At 63.4% G+C, this 15,752-nt stretch carries 15 protein-coding genes; 5 read left to right on the top strand and 10 right to left on the bottom strand.

Annotated features, from left to right (window positions below):
• Positions 1-87: 87 nt before the first annotated feature.
• From DXT74_RS01125 to DXT74_RS01105, 5 genes are all read right to left on the bottom strand, one after another.
• Positions 88-1,479, bottom strand: a complete 1,392-nt coding sequence (locus DXT74_RS01125; RefSeq protein ID WP_043635542.1) for a DUF2252 domain-containing protein — start codon at positions 1,477-1,479, stop codon at positions 88-90.
• A 292-nt stretch (positions 1,480-1,771) separates the two neighbouring features.
• A complete protein-coding gene (locus tag DXT74_RS01120) occupies positions 1,772-2,155 on the bottom strand; it encodes a hypothetical protein (protein WP_043635546.1) in 384 nt (127 codons plus the stop codon).
• 149 nt (positions 2,156-2,304) lie between these two features.
• Positions 2,305-2,727: a DUF2214 family protein gene (locus DXT74_RS01115; RefSeq protein ID WP_052370437.1), complete on the bottom strand. Its 423-nt coding sequence runs from the start codon at positions 2,725-2,727 to the stop codon at positions 2,305-2,307.
• A gap of 95 nt (positions 2,728-2,822) precedes the next feature.
• Complete coding sequence (locus tag DXT74_RS01110; RefSeq protein ID WP_043635549.1) at positions 2,823-3,299, bottom strand: WbuC family cupin fold metalloprotein; 477 nt, start codon at positions 3,297-3,299, stop codon at positions 2,823-2,825.
• A 125-nt stretch (positions 3,300-3,424) separates the two neighbouring features.
• On the bottom strand, positions 3,425-4,684 hold the full coding sequence (locus DXT74_RS01105) for a glutamate-5-semialdehyde dehydrogenase (protein WP_019103755.1): 1,260 nt from the start codon (positions 4,682-4,684) through the stop codon (positions 3,425-3,427).
• A 220-nt stretch (positions 4,685-4,904) separates the two neighbouring features.
• Between DXT74_RS01105 and DXT74_RS01100 the strand changes: the two genes are divergently transcribed.
• Genes DXT74_RS01100 through DXT74_RS01085 form a run of 4 tightly spaced genes read left to right on the top strand, consistent with a single transcriptional unit; the run spans position 4,905 to position 8,730 of the window.
• Positions 4,905-5,897 carry a sulfate ABC transporter substrate-binding protein gene (locus DXT74_RS01100; RefSeq protein ID WP_081555016.1) on the top strand — a complete coding sequence of 331 codons (993 nt, stop codon included), beginning with the start codon at positions 4,905-4,907 and terminating at the stop codon, positions 5,895-5,897.
• Between the two features lie 4 nt (positions 5,898-5,901).
• Positions 5,902-6,759, top strand: coding sequence for a sulfate ABC transporter permease subunit CysT (cysT, locus tag DXT74_RS01095; protein ID WP_019103753.1), 858 nt, complete (start codon positions 5,902-5,904; stop codon positions 6,757-6,759).
• Position 6,760: 1 nt separating this feature from the next.
• A complete protein-coding gene (gene cysW, locus DXT74_RS01090) occupies positions 6,761-7,657 on the top strand; it encodes a sulfate ABC transporter permease subunit CysW (protein WP_019103752.1) in 897 nt (298 codons plus the stop codon).
• Complete coding sequence (locus DXT74_RS01085) at positions 7,654-8,730, top strand: sulfate/molybdate ABC transporter ATP-binding protein (protein WP_043635558.1); 1,077 nt, start codon at positions 7,654-7,656, stop codon at positions 8,728-8,730. The genes cysW and DXT74_RS01085 overlap by 4 nt, the downstream gene beginning before the upstream one ends.
• A 186-nt stretch (positions 8,731-8,916) precedes the next feature.
• Here DXT74_RS01085 and DXT74_RS01080 read toward each other — a convergent pair whose 3' ends face one another.
• Together DXT74_RS01080 and DXT74_RS01075 are read right to left on the bottom strand one after the other, a co-directional pair.
• The gene (locus DXT74_RS01080) at positions 8,917-10,581 is read right to left on the bottom strand and encodes an acid phosphatase (RefSeq protein WP_194427115.1); all 1,665 of its coding nucleotides are present in this window, start codon (positions 10,579-10,581) and stop codon (positions 8,917-8,919) included.
• 120 nt (positions 10,582-10,701) lie between these two features.
• Positions 10,702-11,589 (bottom strand): phytanoyl-CoA dioxygenase family protein, encoded by an 888-nt coding sequence (locus DXT74_RS01075; RefSeq protein WP_052370438.1) that lies wholly within the window; start codon positions 11,587-11,589, stop codon positions 10,702-10,704.
• A 237-nt stretch (positions 11,590-11,826) separates the two neighbouring features.
• Between DXT74_RS01075 and DXT74_RS01070 the strand changes: the two genes are divergently transcribed.
• Positions 11,827-13,437 carry an FMN-binding glutamate synthase family protein gene (locus tag DXT74_RS01070; protein WP_194427114.1) on the top strand — a complete coding sequence of 537 codons (1,611 nt, stop codon included), beginning with the start codon at positions 11,827-11,829 and terminating at the stop codon, positions 13,435-13,437.
• A 2-nt stretch (positions 13,438-13,439) separates the two neighbouring features.
• Here DXT74_RS01070 and DXT74_RS01065 read toward each other — a convergent pair whose 3' ends face one another.
• From DXT74_RS01065 to DXT74_RS01055, 3 genes are all read right to left on the bottom strand, one after another.
• A complete protein-coding gene (locus DXT74_RS01065) occupies positions 13,440-13,844 on the bottom strand; it encodes a hypothetical protein (protein WP_043635572.1) in 405 nt (134 codons plus the stop codon).
• A 59-nt stretch (positions 13,845-13,903) separates the two neighbouring features.
• Entirely contained in the window at positions 13,904-14,329 is a 426-nt protein-coding gene (locus DXT74_RS01060) for a DUF721 domain-containing protein (protein WP_019101716.1), read from the bottom strand.
• Positions 14,330-14,429: 100 nt separating this feature from the next.
• Positions 14,430-15,743: an AAA-associated domain-containing protein gene (locus DXT74_RS01055; RefSeq protein WP_043592358.1), complete on the bottom strand. Its 1,314-nt coding sequence runs from the start codon at positions 15,741-15,743 to the stop codon at positions 14,430-14,432.
• Between the last annotated feature and the right edge of the window lie 9 nt (positions 15,744-15,752).

Raw genomic sequence — 15,752 nt, 5'->3', positions numbered from 1 at the left:
GTTTTATGACATTACAAGCAGCAAGATCAAGGGTTTGGTATTAATACGGTAGGTTTGGCGCCGCCGGCGGCGGCGCCGTTGCGCTTTTTAGTCGTGGACTTGCAGCCGGCCGCTGGCGATGGCGGCCTTGAACACTTGGTAATCGGCCTCTACCTGATCCGCGTAGGCCAGCGCGTAGTCGGCGATGGCCTGGTCCAGTTTGTCGCTGTCGCCCACATAGCCCGCCAGCTGGGCGGCTTGGCCGCCGGATTTGGAATGCGCCCGCGCCAACGCCCAGGCGCAGGCCTGGCCGTAGGCGGTTAGCGCCTCCGGCGTGGCGAAGGCTTCCAGCGACGGAGCGGCCTTCATGTCGCGCAGCTGGCGCACGTAGAAGTGGCGGCCGGCGGGGCCGGTGGTCCAACCCAGGAACAGGTCGCTGGCGGCTTGCATCAGGCGTTGGCCAAACACGACTCGCTTGCCCTGATGGCCATGCACGCAGGCCTGGGTGTAGGGCTCCAGCACCGAAGAGCGCGCCTCCTTCAATTGCAGGAACAGCGGTTGGTCGAAATTGTCCTGCAACAGCATCACCAGACAGCGGGTGCCCACGCTGCCCACGCCCACTACCTTGAACGCGCAATCCACTAGCCGGAAACGCTCCAGCAACTCGCGGCGGTCTTCCTTCAGAGTGGCGATGTAGTTGTCCAGCATCGGCTTGACCAAGGCCTCGGCGTCGGCGGCGGACAGCCAGCTGTCGTCGTTGTCCAGCAGGGTGTTCTTGTCGTGCAGGTGGAAGATGACCGGCGGGTTGTCGCGCAGCCGCAGCGTGCCGTCCTCCAGTTCCGTCATCTTGGGCAGCAGCTTTTCCTGGGTCTGGTGTCTGGCCTTGTCGGAGAGCTTGAGCATTTGCTGGCGGATGGCGTCGGTGGGCGCGCGCTCCAGCAATTGCTCGAAGCCCACCTTGGTGTACCACAGCTCCAACTGGCCCATGCGGGCGTACTCGTTGACGCGGCGGCGGTAGACCTCGCTGGCGCGGCTCACCATCTCCCGCGCCTGGCTTTCGCTAAAGCCCTGGCCGCGCGCGGCCAGCACCAGGCTGACCGCCAGCCGTTTCAAGTCCCACTCCCATGGGCCGTGGTGGGTTTCGTCGAAGTCGTTGATGTCGAAGATCAGTTGCCGCTCGGGGGAGGCGAAGAAGCCGTAGTTCATCAGGTGGGCGTCGCCGCAGATCTGCAGCTTCAAGCCGCTGGAAGGATTGGCGGCCAAGTCGGCGGCCTGGATCATGGCGAAGCCGCGGAAAAAGGTGAACGGAGATACCTGCATTCGGCTGTAGCGCAGAGGAATCAGGCTTTGCACCCGCCCCTGAGAGGTTTGCTCCACCATGGCCACCACATCGCGCGGCGCGCTGAGTCGGTTTTCCGCTTGCAGGGTGCGGGAGCAGGATTGACGCAGCGCCTTGCCGGCGGCGTAGTGCAGTTCGTACTTGGCGTGGTAATTGGACATGCGGGCTCCTGGACAAAGATCTCCTGTCCAGTTTAACCGCTAGAGAATTTTTGTCAGGTGGAAGCGGCGGCTAATCTTATCCACAAAGTTGTCCCCGTTTCATCCACATTACACACAGCGTGGCGGGCGTTACTAAAGTTGTGCACAAGATGAGCAGGCAAGCAGACGCAGTCAAACCGAGGGTCTGCCGGCGTGTCTGTATATGTTATCCACAGTTTTGTGCACAGTTTGCGCACACTTTCCACAGCGGCGGGGCTGCGGACAGCACTGTCCACAGGCCCGCAGGAGAGACTCAGCCGCGTTGCGCGCAGTCATTGACCAGTTTGCGCCATGCCTTGCTGTAGCTAAGGCCGTGGGTGTTCACCGTTAGCTTGCTGGCGTCGCCGTCCTGGCGGATGAGGATTTCCAGTCCGTCTTTATTAGTGGCGGGATTGGTCAGACGCACGGTTTCGCCGTGGTCTTTGCCGCGTTCGCGTTCGATGTATTCGCTGGGAATGCGCAGCTTGCGCATGCGTTCGTCCAGGCAGGTGGCGACGATGGGCGGAGGCGCTTTGGCTTTCAGCGTGGCGACCGGGTCGTTCAGGTTGGCGAGCGCCGGCACCACCGCGCAGCTCAGGGCGACGCCGAGCGCGGTTTGCAGCAACAGGGATTTGCAGTGTTCGATCAGATTGGGCATGGCTTTAACTTGCGTGAAGTGACGACGTACCAGGATTGGAAACGCCGCGGCGCGCGCAAGTTCGAGTGAGGCCAGTTGCAGGTGTTAAGGAGTTTGAGGCCCGAGGAGCGTCCAGAGCCGGCTCAAAGTCTACGAGCGTGAACGGTGCTTCACCCGTGCAGCGCGACGGATTCGCCGACGACGGCGAGCAGCAGCCAGATTTGCCAATAGCTGCTGCGCGCGAGCGAATCGGCGCCGCGCAGTTCCAGGCTGCGCTGGATGCGCAGCTGGCTTTGCCATCGCATCAGACCGCGGGAGGCGCGGACTTCCAGCAGCAGCAGCGGGGTCAGGGTCAACAGTTTGAGAATGAAAAGCGGATGTTGCAGACGGGAGGGGTCCAGCGAGAGCAGCCCCAGGCCGCTGATGGTCCACAGCGTCAGCGCCAGCAGCCACCAGCGATGGCTGCGGAATAGCTGAGAGGTCTGGCTGGGGAATTGCTGCTGGCGCAGCAGGCCGGCGCGGCTCCATAGCGCGGCCAGGCCGGCGCCCAAAGCCAGTAGATGCAAGCTTGCCAGCAGCCAGTGCCACAACATGGTTTGCCTCCCGTCCCCAAGAGATGCCCTACACGGTAAACAGGGGCGCGGCGGCTGGCAAGCTTATTTGCTTAGCAGTTTGACCGGGGGACGGCTTAGCTGTCGAAGCGCTGGCCCGCTTGGGCGCGGCGCAGGAAATCCAGCATCGCCGGAACGCGCTCGGAGCCCTCGGCCGGGGACCAGGCGGCCAGATTTTGGTCCTGCAGCGGCAGGTAAGGACCGTGTTTGACTTCAAACACCACGCTGCCCGGCAGCAGCGACACGACCGAATGCCAGGTGTTGGCCGGCATTTCGAATACCCGCGCGCCGTCTTCGCCCAAGCGATGGCGGCCTTGCACCACGCCGGCCTCGTCGAACACGATCACCTCGAAGGCGCCGCTGAGCGCGATCAACATTTCCCAGCTGTGGTCGTGGCGGTGCGGGCGCACGTAGGTGTCCGGCTCCATGGCGATGGCCAGGCGCTGGATGGGGTCTTCCAGTTGAGCGTGGAAATTCTGGTTGGCGCGCAGGCGCGGCGCACAGGCGGCTTTGGCCGACAGCGCGGCCAGGTCTTGTTGGTTCAGGGTCTGCATGGAATCGCCCGGTAGGGAAGCAAAGCAGCGATTATCAATGAAAACGCTGCCGGCAGCGAGGCCGGCGGCGTGTGTCCCGCCAGAGCGAGAAGCCTGCCACGCGGCCGGCTCCCAAGGCGGCGGAATCAGGAACGGATCTGGCCGTCGCCCAGCACGATCCATTTCTGGCTGGTCAGGCCGGTCAGGCCCACCGGGCCGCGCGCGTGGATCTTGTCGGTGGAAATGCCGATTTCCGCGCCCAGCCCGTATTCGAAACCGTCGGCGAAGCGGGTGGAGGCGTTGACCATCACGCTGGCGGAGTCCACCTCGCGCAGGAAGCGGCGCGTGCGCCCGTAGTCCTCGGACACGATGGCGTCGGTGTGGTGGCTGCCCCAGTGATTGATATGCTCGATGGCCTCATCAAGGTCTTTGACCACCTTGATGGCTAGAATGGGCGCCAGATATTCGCTGGCCCAGTCCTCGTCGCTGGCCGGCCGAACCTTGTCGCCCAGGATGGCGCGCGTGCGTTCGCAACCGCGCAGCTCCACGTCTTTCTCCCAATAGGCCTCGGCCAGGCGCGGCAGGATGAATTCCGCGAAGGCGGTGTGCACCAGCAAGGTTTCCATGGTGTTGCAGGTGCCGTAGCGGTGGGTCTTGGCGTTTAGAGCGATGTCGAAAGCCTTGTCCGGGCTGGCGGTGTCGTCAATGTAGACATGACAGTTGCCGTCCAGATGCTTGATCACCGGCACCCGCGCTTCGGCGCTGATGCGGGCGATCAGACCCTTGCCGCCGCGCGGCACGATCACGTCCACGTATTGCGGCATGGTGATCAACTCGCCTACCGCGGCGCGGTCGGTGGTGGCCAGCACCTGCACCGCTTCCGCCGGCAGTCCGGCCGCGCGCAGGCCTTCGTGCACGCAGGCGGCGATAGCCTGATTGCTGTGGAAGGCCTCGGAACCGCCGCGCAGCAAAGCGGCGTTGCCGGATTTCAGGCACAGGCCGGCGGCGTCGGCGGTGACGTTGGGACGCGCCTCGTAAATGATGCCCACCACGCCCAGCGGCACCCGCATCTTGCCTAGTTGAATGCCGGAGGGCCGGTAGGCCATCTCGCTGACCTCGCCCACCGGGTCCGGCAGCGCGGCGATTTGGCGCAGCCCTTCGGCCATGCCGACAATGGTTTTCTCAGTCAAAGCCAGCCGCTCCAGCAGCGCCGGTTCCAAGCCGGCCTTGCGCGCCGCCTCCATGTCCTGAGCATTGGCGTCCAACAGCTTGGACTGATCGCGCAGGATGGCGTCAGCCATCGCCAGCAGCGCGCGGTTTTTCTGCGCGGTGTCTGCGCGGGCCAGCTCGCGGCTGGCCTTGCGGGCGGCCTTGCCCGTCTGTTGCATATAGTCTTTGACGTTCATCGTGGAAACTTCCGAGAGCCAGAATAGAGAATTGACTCTGAGAGTAAACCAAAGCGGGGAGGGGGGCCAGAGCGGGAACGCCTTGGGGGCGGGTTGGTTTTGTTAGATGATTGAGGGATAAGAGTATTTCACAATATTATTTATGGATATAACAGTCCTTGGGTATAGTCGGGAGCATCTCGGGAACATAGCCGATCATCCATTAAGAAAAGGTCTGTCCATGAAGCTTCGCCTTGCCCTGGCCGCACTGTTGCTGGCCGCGACCGGCTCCGCGCTGGCCGACGCCACTCTGCTCAACGTGTCCTATGACGTGATGCGCGACTTCTATAAGGACTACAACCCGGCTTTCCAGAAAGCTTATAAGGCCAAGACCGGCGAAACTGTCACCCTGCAACAGTCGCACGGCGGCTCCAGCAAGCAGGCGCTGGCGGTGGCCAACGGCCTGGCCGCCGACGTGATCACCATGAACCAGGCCACCGATATCGACCTGCTGGCGGGCAAGGGCTTGGTGCCGGCCAACTGGGCCAGCCGGCTGCCCAACCACGCGGTGCCGTTCACCTCCACCATCGTGTTCCTGGTGCGCAAGGGCAACCCGCAGCAAGTGCGCGACTGGAGCGACCTGGCCAAGCCGGGTTTGAAAGTGGTTATTCCCAATCCCAAGACTTCCGGCAACGGCCGTTACAGCTACCTGGCGGCCTGGGGCTATGCGTTGAAGCAGCCGGGCGGCAATGAGGCCAAGGCCCAGGACCTAGTGGGCAAAATCTTCAAGAACGTGCCTGTGCTGGACGGCGGCGGCCGCGCCGCCACCACTACCTTCATGCAGCGCCAGATCGGCGATGTGTTGGTGACCTTCGAGAACGAGGCGGAAATGATCGCCCGCGAATTCGGCCGCGGCGGCTTTGAAGTGGTGTATCCCAGCCTGTCGGTGCTGGCCGAGAACCCGGTGTCGGTGGTGGACAAGGTGGTGGACCGCAAGGGCAGCCGAAAGCAGGCGGAAGCCTATCTGCAATACTTGTGGAGCCCGGAAGGCCAGAAGCTGGCCGCGGAAAACTACCTGCGTCCGCAAGACCCGGCGGTGGCCAAGCAGTTTGCCTCCCGTTTCCCGGCGGTGAAGGCCTTCACCGTGGCCAGCGTGTTCGGTTCTTGGGCCGCGGTCAACCAGAAGCATTTCGCCGATGGCGGCAGCTTCGACCAGATCTTCAGCAAGAAATGAGCGCATGATGGCGGCCAGCGGTTTCAATCTGATCAACAAGCGCCACTCGGTGCTGCCCGGCTTCGGCCTGTCTTTCGGCATTACCCTGTTTTGGCTGGGCCTGATTGTGCTGCTGCCGTTTGCCGCGCTGTTATGGTCGGCGCACGGCATGGGATGGGCGGCCTTCGTCGATGCGGTGGCCCATGAGCGCGTGGTCGCCGCCATCCGCCTGTCCTTCGTCTCCGCCGGCATCGCCGCGCTGATCAATCTGCTGTTTGGCTTTCTGGTGGCCTGGGTGCTGGTGCGTTACCGCTTTCCCGGCAAACGGCTGATCGACGCGTTGGTGGACCTGCCGTTCGCGCTGCCCACCGCCGTGGCCGGCATCGCGCTGACCACGCTGTACGCGCCCAACGGTTGGATCGGTCAATATCTGGAGCCGCTGGGCCTGAAAGTGTCGTTCACCCCGCTGGGCATCATCGTGGCGTTGACCTTCATCGGCCTGCCCTTTGTGGTGCGCACGGTGCAGCCGGTGTTGGAAGACCTGGAGCGCGAACTGGAAGAAGCCGCCACCTGCCTGGGCGCCGGGCGCTGGGACATCTTCCGGCGCGTGATTTTCCCGGCGGCGCTGCCGGCCTTGATCACCGGCGGCGCGATGGCCTTCGCTCGCGCCACCGGCGAATACGGCTCGGTGATCTTCATTGCCGGCAATATCCCCATGGTGTCGGAAATCGCCCCGCTGATCATCGCCGCCAAGCTGGACCAGTTCGACCAGCACGGCGCGGTGGCGGTGGCGCTGGTGATGCTGGCCATCTCCTTCCTGATCCTTTTCGCCATCAACCTCATCCAATGGTGGGCCGCGCGCCGCCACGGCGCGGGTAAATGATATGCAAAGCCTGACCACTGAATCGCGCCTAGTGCGCTATCTGTTGACCGGCCTGGCCTTGGTCTTTTTGTTCCTGTTCCTGCTGGTGCCGCTGTTGGCGGTGTTCTGGGAAGCTTTCCGCAAAGGTTGGGACCTGTACCTGGCAGCGCTGACCGAGCCGGACGCGCTGGCGGCGATCAAGCTGACCTTGATCGCCGCCGTCATCGCCGTGCCGCTGAACCTGGTGTTCGGCGTAGCGGCGGCCTGGGCCATTGCTCGTTTTGAATTCCGCGGCAAGAGTTTCCTGACCACGCTGATCGACCTGCCGTTCGCGGTGTCGCCGGTGGTGGCCGGCCTGATGTACGTGCTGCTGTTCGGCGTCAACACCGCGCTGGGCGGCTGGCTGCAACAGCATGGCCTGCAAGTGATCTTCGCCGTCCCCGGCATCGTGTTGGCCACCGTCTTCGTCACCTTCCCCTTCGTGGCCCGCGAACTGATTCCGCTGATGCAGGCGCAAGGCGCGGACGAGGAACAGGCGGCGCTGGTTTTGGGCGCGTCTGGATGGCAAACCTTTTGGCGCGTTACCCTCCCCAATGTCAAATGGGGCCTGCTCTACGGCGTGATTCTGACCAATGCCCGCGCCATGGGGGAATTCGGGGCGGTGAGCGTGGTGTCCGGCCATATCCGCGGCCAGACCAACACCATTCCGCTGCATGTAGAAATCCTGTACAACGAGTACAACTTCGTCGGCGCCTTCGCTTGCGCTTCGCTATTGGCCTTCCTCGCCCTGGTGACTCTGGGCGTCAAGAGCCTGGTGGAGTGGCGGATGGCGCGACAGAGCGACGCCGCCGCGGAACGCAGCGCGGCCGCTCGCCTGGCCGCCGCCGGCCGCGCCATAGCTAAGGACCAGCCCGCATGAGCATAGAAATCCGCAATATCCGCAAACAGTTCGGCGACTTCGTCGCGCTGGACAATGTCAGCCTCAACGTGGAGGCCGGCGAACTGCTGGCGCTGCTGGGGCCGTCCGGCTGCGGCAAGACCACCTTGCTGCGCATCATCGCCGGACTGGAACGTCCGGACGCCGGGCAAGTGCTGTTTGCCGGTGCCGACGCCACCCACACCCATGTGGCCGAGCGCGAAGTGGGCTTCGTATTCCAGCATTACGCGTTGTTCCGTCACATGACGGTGTTCGACAACGTGGCCTTTGGCCTCAGCGTCAAGCCGCGCAAGAGCCGCCCCGGCAAGGATGAAATCCGCGACAAAGTAATGCAGCTGCTGAAAATGGTGCAGCTGGACTGGTTGGCGGACGCCTATCCCGGTCAGCTGTCCGGCGGCCAGCGCCAGCGTATCGCCCTGGCGCGCTCTTTGGCGGTGGAGCCCAAGGTGCTGCTATTGGACGAACCCTTCGGCGCGTTGGACGCCAAGGTGCGCAAGGACTTGCGCCGTTGGCTGCGCGACCTGCACAACGATATGCACATCACCAGCGTGTTCGTCACTCACGATCAGGAAGAGGCGCTGGAAGTGTCGGACCGGGTCGTGGTGATGGACCACGGCCACATCGAGCAAGTGGGACGTCCGGACGACATCTACGAAAACCCGGCCACGCCTTTTGTCACCCAGTTCCTGGGCGATGTGAACCTGTTCCACGGCCGCATCGAGCGCGGGCAGTTGCAGATCGGCGGCTATGCCCATGCGCTGGAAGGGCTGGCGCTGGCCAGCGGCGATGAGGCGGTGGCCTATGTGCGCCCGCACGACCTGGACCTATCGCGCCACGCCGATGGTGCGTTGGCGCAGGGCACGGTGGAGCATATCCACGCGGTGGGACCCATCGTGCGGGTGGAGCTGGTGCAGGCCGACGGCCGGAGCATAGAGGCGGCGGTGAGCAAGGAGCGTTATCGAGAACTGGCGGTATTGCCCGGCGACAGCCTGTATGTGACGCCGAAGAAGCTGTCGGTGTTTGCCAAGCAGGAAGGTCAGGATTACGTGATCTGAGTGCTTGTCGCGTTCATTCAAAACGCCCCGGAAGTCGGGGTAATGCCGTTCACTTAAGAGAAAAGCACCGTTTCCAAGCATGGAAAACGGTGCTTTTTTTGTGGATTCCTGTGCTCTCAAGGCCAGAGCTTTTCGAGCTTGTTTTTACGCTATATCACCAACGCGCAGCAGATCGTGAACACGTTCTCACGCAAACACCAAAGCCCCGGTCAAATCCCCAGGCGGCCGCGCGCCGCGCGCGCGGAAGGCCGCATTGCGCGCGCTCACCCCCTCCAACTCCGGCAAATCATGCAGCCGGCTGATGAAACGGATGATGGACGTTGTATCGTAAAAAGTGTGATCCACATGCCCGCGCTTGGCGAACGGCGAGGCGATGATCGCTGGAATCCGCGAACCCGGTCCCCAGCGGTCCCCCTGAGGCGGCGCCACATGATCCCACCAGCCGCCGTTTTCATCATGGGTGATCACCACCAGCATATGCTTCCATTGCGGTCCGCTCATCAAATGCTGCAACACATTGGCTACATGACGATCGCCGGACTCCACGTCGGAATAGCCCGCATGCATGTTCAGATTGCCCTGCGGCTTGTAGAACGCCACCGCGGGCAGCTTGCCGGCCACGGCGTCAGCGATGAAGCGGTTGGAAATCGGGCTATCGCCCAGGCCGCCGTCCAGCAGATGGCGCTCGCGCGCGGCGCTGCCGGGCGCGAACTGGCGGAAGTAATTGAAAGGCTGGTGATGGTATTGAAAGTTGGGCGCGTCGCCGCCGCCCTTGCCGTCCAGCGCGGCTTGCCAACTGCCGCCGTACCAGGCCCAGCCGATGTGTTTTTCGGACAAGAGATCGCCTATGGTGCGGTAGCTTTGCGGCGGCAGGGTGCTGGGGTCTTGCGGGTCGGCATAGCGTTTGTCGCCGCCCTCCGCCGGCCGCACGAAGCTGGGCTGGTAGGGGGGGGCCATGGTATTGACCGCGTAGCCATCCGGGGTGATGGCGCCGTTGTTGACGAATTTGGGCGGGCCGTCCAGCGCTGAGGCCGGGGATTTGGGGTCCAGCGCCAGCCGGCGGCCGGTAGGGCCGTCGGCCAGCACGGCTATTTTCTTCTTGGCCGGGGTCTGGGCGGCATTGAAATATTCAGGGGTGCGCGCGGCGATCAGAAATTGGTGGTTGAGGTAGGAGCCGCCGAAGGCCGCCATGAAGAAGTTGTCGCACAGTGTGAAGCGGCGGGCGATCTGCCATTGATTGAGAGTGCGAGCGGTGTCTGGGTAGTGGCCCATGACCAGCGCGCCGGAATCGGCCCAGGCAACGAACTGGTCGTTGCGGCCGTCGTTGATCTGCATCTGGTTGTGATAGAACAGATGACAGAGATCGCGGGTGATCACGGCCTCCGGCAAAGGCTGCCCTTCGGCGTCTTTCAGCGGGAACGGCGCGTTGGGCAGGCCGTGTATGTCTTTTTCTTCTATGAAATAGTGCTTGCCGGCCACGGTTTGGCCGGTAGGCACCAGGCCGCCCCAAATTTTGGGCAGGCCGGGCAGCGGGCGGCCGTCGCGGTCGCTTTGCAAGGCTTGTTCCGGGGCGACGGCGCTTAGCGGCTGGGCCACGCCGGGGAAGTTGCCGTAGAGGTTGTTGAAGCTGCGGTTTTCCAGATAGATCACCACCACATTCTTGATATTCGCTTTGAGCAAGGCGTCCAATTGGCCCCGGCGCGGATGGCTGGATGGCGTCGCCGCCGCCGCGGGCAGCGCACAGCTAGCGCCGATGGCGGCCAGGCCTTCGAAAAGGCGGCGGCGGGAAGGGTCTTGCGGCGCGTCCGCTTCGGTTTGCTGCGGGCTGTCCTGATCTTCGCTGGCGTTCATGCTGTTATCCTTGGTCTAGAGAGTGCGGTGGCGGCGCGCGTCAGCCGGATGGCCCGCGTATTCCATTGTTCATCATCCCGCCGCGATGTTGCGGCGGGATGTCGATGTGCAGAGATAAGATTAATCGACGCGCAACGCGGCTGCGCGCGCTTCCGCGAGCGGCTGGATAATTTCCTCCGGCAGGAATTCGCGGAACAGCGCGTCCGCCGGCGGCTGATCGTGCAGCAGTTCTATCGGGTCGCGGCCGTCTATGCTGCCAAGATTGGGCGCGTGGACGAAGTAGCCCAGCAGCCGTTGCAGCCGGGGCGGCAGCGCGCGGGCCAGTTCCCGGGAGACGGCAAGGTATTGGTTCTCCGCCTGGCGCAGCCAGCCCAGGTTGTAGCTGATGACGACGCCGGTGCGCGCCTGGGCGCTCTGGTTGGCGCCGCCGCCGTGGATCAGCGAGCCCAGATAGATCAGCACGGAGCCGGCGGGCATGGCGGCGCTGATGACTTCTTCCGGCTTGGGATCGCGCGGTTCCGGCCAGCGGTGGCTGCCGGGCACGACGCAGGTGGCGCCGTTCTGTTCGGTGAAGTCGTCCAACGCGTACATGCAGTTGATCATTTTTTCCGATCCGGGCGCGGTGCCGGGAAACATCAGGTCGTCGCTGTGCAGGAATTGACGCGGTTCGCCGGGGCCGATGCTGATGGCCTGGGTGAGGTTGAGCTGGTATTCGCGGCAGCCGCGCAGCAGGAAGGCGTCCATCACTTGCAGGATCAAAGGGTGGATGGCGAGTTCGCGGGTGACGGGCACGCGTTCTATCAGGCCGCTGATCCTGCGGGTGGCGTAGCCGTAGAAGTCGCCCTGGCAGGGGGCGGAGCGGTCCAGTAGCGGTTGCAGCTGGGCGCGGAACTGCGCCAGGCCATCCGGGGTCAACAGATGTTCTATCACGATGCCGCCGTCTTGTTCTAGCGCGGCGATCAGGGTTTCCGGCGCGGTGTCCGGGAGGAAGCGTTGCAGGCAGGGCATGTCTTGGGTTCCATCGTTTTATTAAAGTACCGCGGTCGGGCCGCGGCGGTGTGGATGTCGAGAGATGTTATCTTCCGGATATTTACCGTGTCTGCGGAGCCGGCCTTTAGGTCAGGGAGTAGATTATCTTTATAGTGAATGTATTTATTAATGTGAATTCGCGCCTGCCGCGCCTTGTGAGCCGCGGGTTTTCGACGTTACCCTGAGCCTTCCCCGCCACCCCAGTCTGGAGTCCACATGAGTGTGTCCTTGTTGAGCCGCTACGCCTTTTTCTCCTGTTGCTTGTTGTTCACGCTGTTCAGCTTGCCCTTCGTTCACTATGAGTGGTTGTGGCCGTTCACGCTGGCCGCCGCCGCGTTGACGCTGCTGGGGGTGTTCGATTTGCTGCAAACCCGCCATGCGGTGCGTCGCAATTATCCGATTCTGGGCAATATCCGTTACCTGGTGGAAAGCATCCGCCCGGAAATCCGCCAGTACCTGCTGGAGTCCGACCGCGAGCAACTGCCGTTCTCGCGCGCTCAGCGCTCGCTGGTGTACGCGCGCGCCAAGAACGAGGGCGCGGACAAGCCGTTCGGCACCTTGATCGATGTGTACCAGCCGGGTTTCGAGTTCATCAGCCATTCGATGCGGCCGGCGCCGCTGAGCGATCCGGCCGGCTTTCGCGTGGAAATCGGCGGCCCGCAGTGTACCCAGCCGTATTCGGCTTCCTTGTTCAATGTGTCGGCGATGAGCTTTGGCGCGCTCAGCGCCAACGCCATCCGCGCCTTGAATCAGGGTGCGCAGCGCGGTGATTTCTATCACGACACCGGCGAGGGCAGCATCAGCCCTTATCACATGGAGCATGGCGGCGCGCTGGTGTGGGAACTGGGCAGCGGCTATTTCGGCTGCCGAGACGCGGCCGGCGGTTTCGACGCGGAGCGCTTTGCCGAACAGGCGCGCAATCCGCAGGTGAAGATGGTAGAGATCAAGCTGAGCCAGGGCGCCAAGCCCGGCCACGGCGGCATTTTGCCCAAGCACAAGGTGACGCCGGAAATCGCCGCGACCCGCGGCGTGCCGTTGGGGCAGGATTGCGTGTCGCCGTCGCGCCACAGCGCGTTTTCCACGCCGATCGAACTGATGCGTTTCATCGCCCGGCTGCGCGAGTTGTCCGGCGGCAAGCCGGTGGGTTTCAAGTTTTGTCTGGGCCATCCGTGGGAGTTCATGGGTATCGCCAAGGCGATGCTGGAAACGGGGATTCTGCCGGACTTCATCGTGGTGGACGGCAAGGAGGGCGGCACTGGAGCGGCGCCGCTGGAGTTCACGGATCACATCGGCGTGCCGCTGCGCGAGGGTTTGCTGTTTGTCCACAATGTGTTGGTGGGCTTGAATCTGCGGGACAAGATCAAGATCGGCGCCAGCGGCAAGCTGGTCAGCGCTTTCGACATCGCCAGCGTGCTGGCGATAGGCGCGGACTGGGCCAATTCCGCGCGCGGCTTCATGTTCGCCATCGGCTGCATCCAAAGCCAGAGCTGTCACACCAACCGTTGCCCCACCGGGGTGGCGACGCAGGATGCGCTGCGTCAGCGCGCGCTGGTGGTGCCGGATAAGGCGGACCGGGTGTTCCATTTTCATCGCAACACCATGAAGGCGCTGGCGGAGATGCTGGCCTCGGCCGGGTTGGAGCACCCGTCGCAGTTGCGGCCGCACCATTTGGTGCGCCGCGTCAGCGACACCGAGATCAGGCTGTTTTCGCAACTGCATGTCTTTTTGCAGCCGGGCGAGTTGCTGGAGCCGGAGATCAAGGCGGCGTTCTACGGCCGTATGTGGCAAATGGCCCGAGCGGACAGCTTCGAGGCGCAGCTTGCCTGAGCCTATTGAGGAGAGGACGCGGCGCCGGCCTCTTCGTCGTCCGCGTCTTTGGGCGGGGGCACGATGCGCCATTGGCCGTCTTGACGGCTGAAGCGCATCCGCTGCTCGCGCTCCACTGGCTTGCCGGTAAGTTTACGGCCCTGGTAGCTGACTTCGCAGTCCAGGGTGGCGTTTTCTTCATCGTTCTGACAGTCGCTCACTGAGGTGACGCGCAGGTCCTTGAGCATGGATTCCAGCATCGAGCGCATCAGCACGGTGTGGGTGGATTCCGGCTTGTTGTTGAATTCGGCGAGGGCCTGGGTCTTGAAGGCGGCTTCCGCCTCCGCCGGCGTCGGCTGTTCTGTCGGAGCGGCTTGAGCGATGCCGGCGGCCAGGCCGGCGAGCGCCATGATGATGTATTTTTTCATGCCGCGACTTTAAGCCGGTTTGACCGGCTGCGGCAAGACGGTCGGCGGCGCGCCGGCCTTTACTTGCGGTGGTGCGCGATCAGCTTGGCCAGCGCGGCGCTGACCAGCGGGTTGCTGACGCTGGCGGCCGCCTCTTCCATGCCGTCCAATGCGTTCTGGCTGATCTTCAGCGTTTTTTCCTTGGGTTTGCGCGCCAGGCGGATATCCACTTTGACCCGTACTTTGCCGGCCACGTAGCCTTGCTGGGCCAGTTGCGGCAGCAGGCCGGGGGCCAGCATGCGCAGGCGTGCGGCGATGATGCCGGTATCGGTGTAAATCACTAGTTCGTCATCGCGGATACGCACGGCACGGCAGGTGCCGGCCAGTTGCGGCGGCAACAGTTTCTGGAAGGCGCGGTCCAGCCGCATCAGCGCCTGGGCTTCGGCGGTGAGGCGGGTCAGGGTGCCGTCGAGACGGGCGATATCGGTGAATTGGCGTCCGGACATGGCGGGCTGCGGAATGAAAACAAGTCATTGTAGCCGCTGGCGGGCCGTGTTTGGAGATAAGCTGGCGTCCTCGTCCCGTCGACGAGGCCGCCAGCGGCGCTTATTGACCGCCTTCCACGTCTTCCAGACTGAAGGTTTCGGTGTGGTCGTTGTAAGAGAAGATTTCCGCGTAGCGTCCCCAGCTGATCACAGTGTCCAGCGTCTCCTCGGCGGTTTCGTCGGACAGAGAGTCTTCCAGTTCCTGAGCGAAGCGCAGCCTTGGCGCGCGTTGGCCTGGACGCTCTTGAAGCACTTTGCGGATGTGGGCGGCCATGGGCACGTGGCGCAGCAGGTGTTCGGCGAACTGCACTTTGCGTTCCTGGGTGCCGTAGTCGGCGAACAGTTTGCCGGCGGCGGTGAGCAGGATGTCGCCGTCTTTCAGTTCGGCGAAGCCCAGATGTTCCAGGATTTCGGCCACCGGGAACAGTTCGTCCACTTCCAGCCGTAGTTTCTCCGCGATTTCCGGCATGTCCGCTTTGCCGTGATAGGGCGCTTGAGCCACTTCCTCAATCAAGCCGGCCATCAGGTTGGTGGACACCTCGCTTAACTGGCTGCCGATTTCCAGCGGCAACTTGTGCAGGGTGTGGGCGCTGCGGCGCGCGGTCATCAGCGCGTAGATGTCGTCCACCATTTTGCGGAAGGCCGGGTCCAGCCGGTTGCGGCGATGCGGGAACGGCACTTTGATTTCCGCCACCACGCGGCCGGGGTTGGACGACAGCACCAGGATGCGGTCGCACATGAATACGGCTTCTTCGATATTGTGGGTGACGATGAGTACGGACTGGATGGGCAGCTGGCCTTCGCTCCACAGGTCCAGCATGTCGGTGCGCAGCGTTTCGGCGGTGAGCACGTCCAGCGCGGAGAAGGGTTCGTCCATCAAGAGCAGGGTGGGGTTGACCACCAGGCCGCGGGCGAAGCCGACGCGTTGGCGCATGCCGCCGGACAGTTCGCGCGGGTAGGCGTTCTCGAAACCGTCCAGACCGATCAGGTCGATGGCGGCCAGCGCGCGGCGGCGGCGTTCCTTGGCTTCCACGCCCAGCGCTTCCAGCCCGGCTTCCACGTTTTGCAGCACGGTCAGCCAGGGGAATAGCGCGAAGGTCTGGAACACCATGGCCACGCCTTCGGCCGGGCCGGTCAGGGGCTTACCGTGGTAACTGACATTGCCGCTGCTTTGCTTGATCAGGCCGGCAATGATGCGCAACAGGGTGGATTTGCCCGAGCCGGAACGGCCTAGCAGGCCGACGATTTCGCCTTCGCGCAGCGTCAGGTTGACGTCGTCCAGCACCTGGATTTCGTCATTGCCCTTGTTGAAGCCGCGGCAAACGTTTTCCAGCCGGAAAATCTCCCGCCCCGGGGTGATGGTGTCTTGAGTCATGGTTGCCCC

This window comes from Chromobacterium sp. Rain0013 (genome assembly GCF_015291765.1).
GTDB lineage: Bacteria > Pseudomonadota > Gammaproteobacteria > Burkholderiales > Chromobacteriaceae > Chromobacterium > Chromobacterium haemolyticum.
Note: the sequence above shows the minus strand (reverse complement) of the source record. Positions and strands in the feature narration are given on the sequence as shown.

What these genes read in the sequence shown, in the direction of transcription:
- DXT74_RS01125 (WP_043635542.1), bottom strand. Translation starts at nt 1,479, where the DNA reads ATGTCCAATTACCACGCCAAGTACGAACTGCACTACGCCGCCGGCAAG.
- DXT74_RS01120 (WP_043635546.1), bottom strand. Translation starts at nt 2,155, where the DNA reads ATGCCCAATCTGATCGAACACTGCAAATCCCTGTTGCTGCAAACCGCG.
- DXT74_RS01115 (WP_052370437.1), bottom strand. Translation starts at nt 2,727, where the DNA reads ATGTTGTGGCACTGGCTGCTGGCAAGCTTGCATCTACTGGCTTTGGGC.
- DXT74_RS01110 (WP_043635549.1), bottom strand. Translation starts at nt 3,299, where the DNA reads ATGCAGACCCTGAACCAACAAGACCTGGCCGCGCTGTCGGCCAAAGCC.
- DXT74_RS01105 (WP_019103755.1), bottom strand. Translation starts at nt 4,684, where the DNA reads ATGAACGTCAAAGACTATATGCAACAGACGGGCAAGGCCGCCCGCAAG.
- DXT74_RS01100 (WP_081555016.1), top strand. Translation starts at nt 4,905, where the DNA reads ATGAAGCTTCGCCTTGCCCTGGCCGCACTGTTGCTGGCCGCGACCGGC.
- cysT (WP_019103753.1), top strand. Translation starts at nt 5,902, where the DNA reads ATGATGGCGGCCAGCGGTTTCAATCTGATCAACAAGCGCCACTCGGTG.
- cysW (WP_019103752.1), top strand. Translation starts at nt 6,761, where the DNA reads ATGCAAAGCCTGACCACTGAATCGCGCCTAGTGCGCTATCTGTTGACC.
- DXT74_RS01085 (WP_043635558.1), top strand. Translation starts at nt 7,654, where the DNA reads ATGAGCATAGAAATCCGCAATATCCGCAAACAGTTCGGCGACTTCGTC.
- DXT74_RS01080 (WP_194427115.1), bottom strand. Translation starts at nt 10,581, where the DNA reads ATGAACGCCAGCGAAGATCAGGACAGCCCGCAGCAAACCGAAGCGGAC.
- DXT74_RS01075 (WP_052370438.1), bottom strand. Translation starts at nt 11,589, where the DNA reads ATGCCCTGCCTGCAACGCTTCCTCCCGGACACCGCGCCGGAAACCCTG.
- DXT74_RS01070 (WP_194427114.1), top strand. Translation starts at nt 11,827, where the DNA reads ATGAGTGTGTCCTTGTTGAGCCGCTACGCCTTTTTCTCCTGTTGCTTG.
- DXT74_RS01065 (WP_043635572.1), bottom strand. Translation starts at nt 13,844, where the DNA reads ATGAAAAAATACATCATCATGGCGCTCGCCGGCCTGGCCGCCGGCATC.
- DXT74_RS01060 (WP_019101716.1), bottom strand. Translation starts at nt 14,329, where the DNA reads ATGTCCGGACGCCAATTCACCGATATCGCCCGTCTCGACGGCACCCTG.
- DXT74_RS01055 (WP_043592358.1), bottom strand. Translation starts at nt 15,743, where the DNA reads ATGACTCAAGACACCATCACCCCGGGGCGGGAGATTTTCCGGCTGGAA.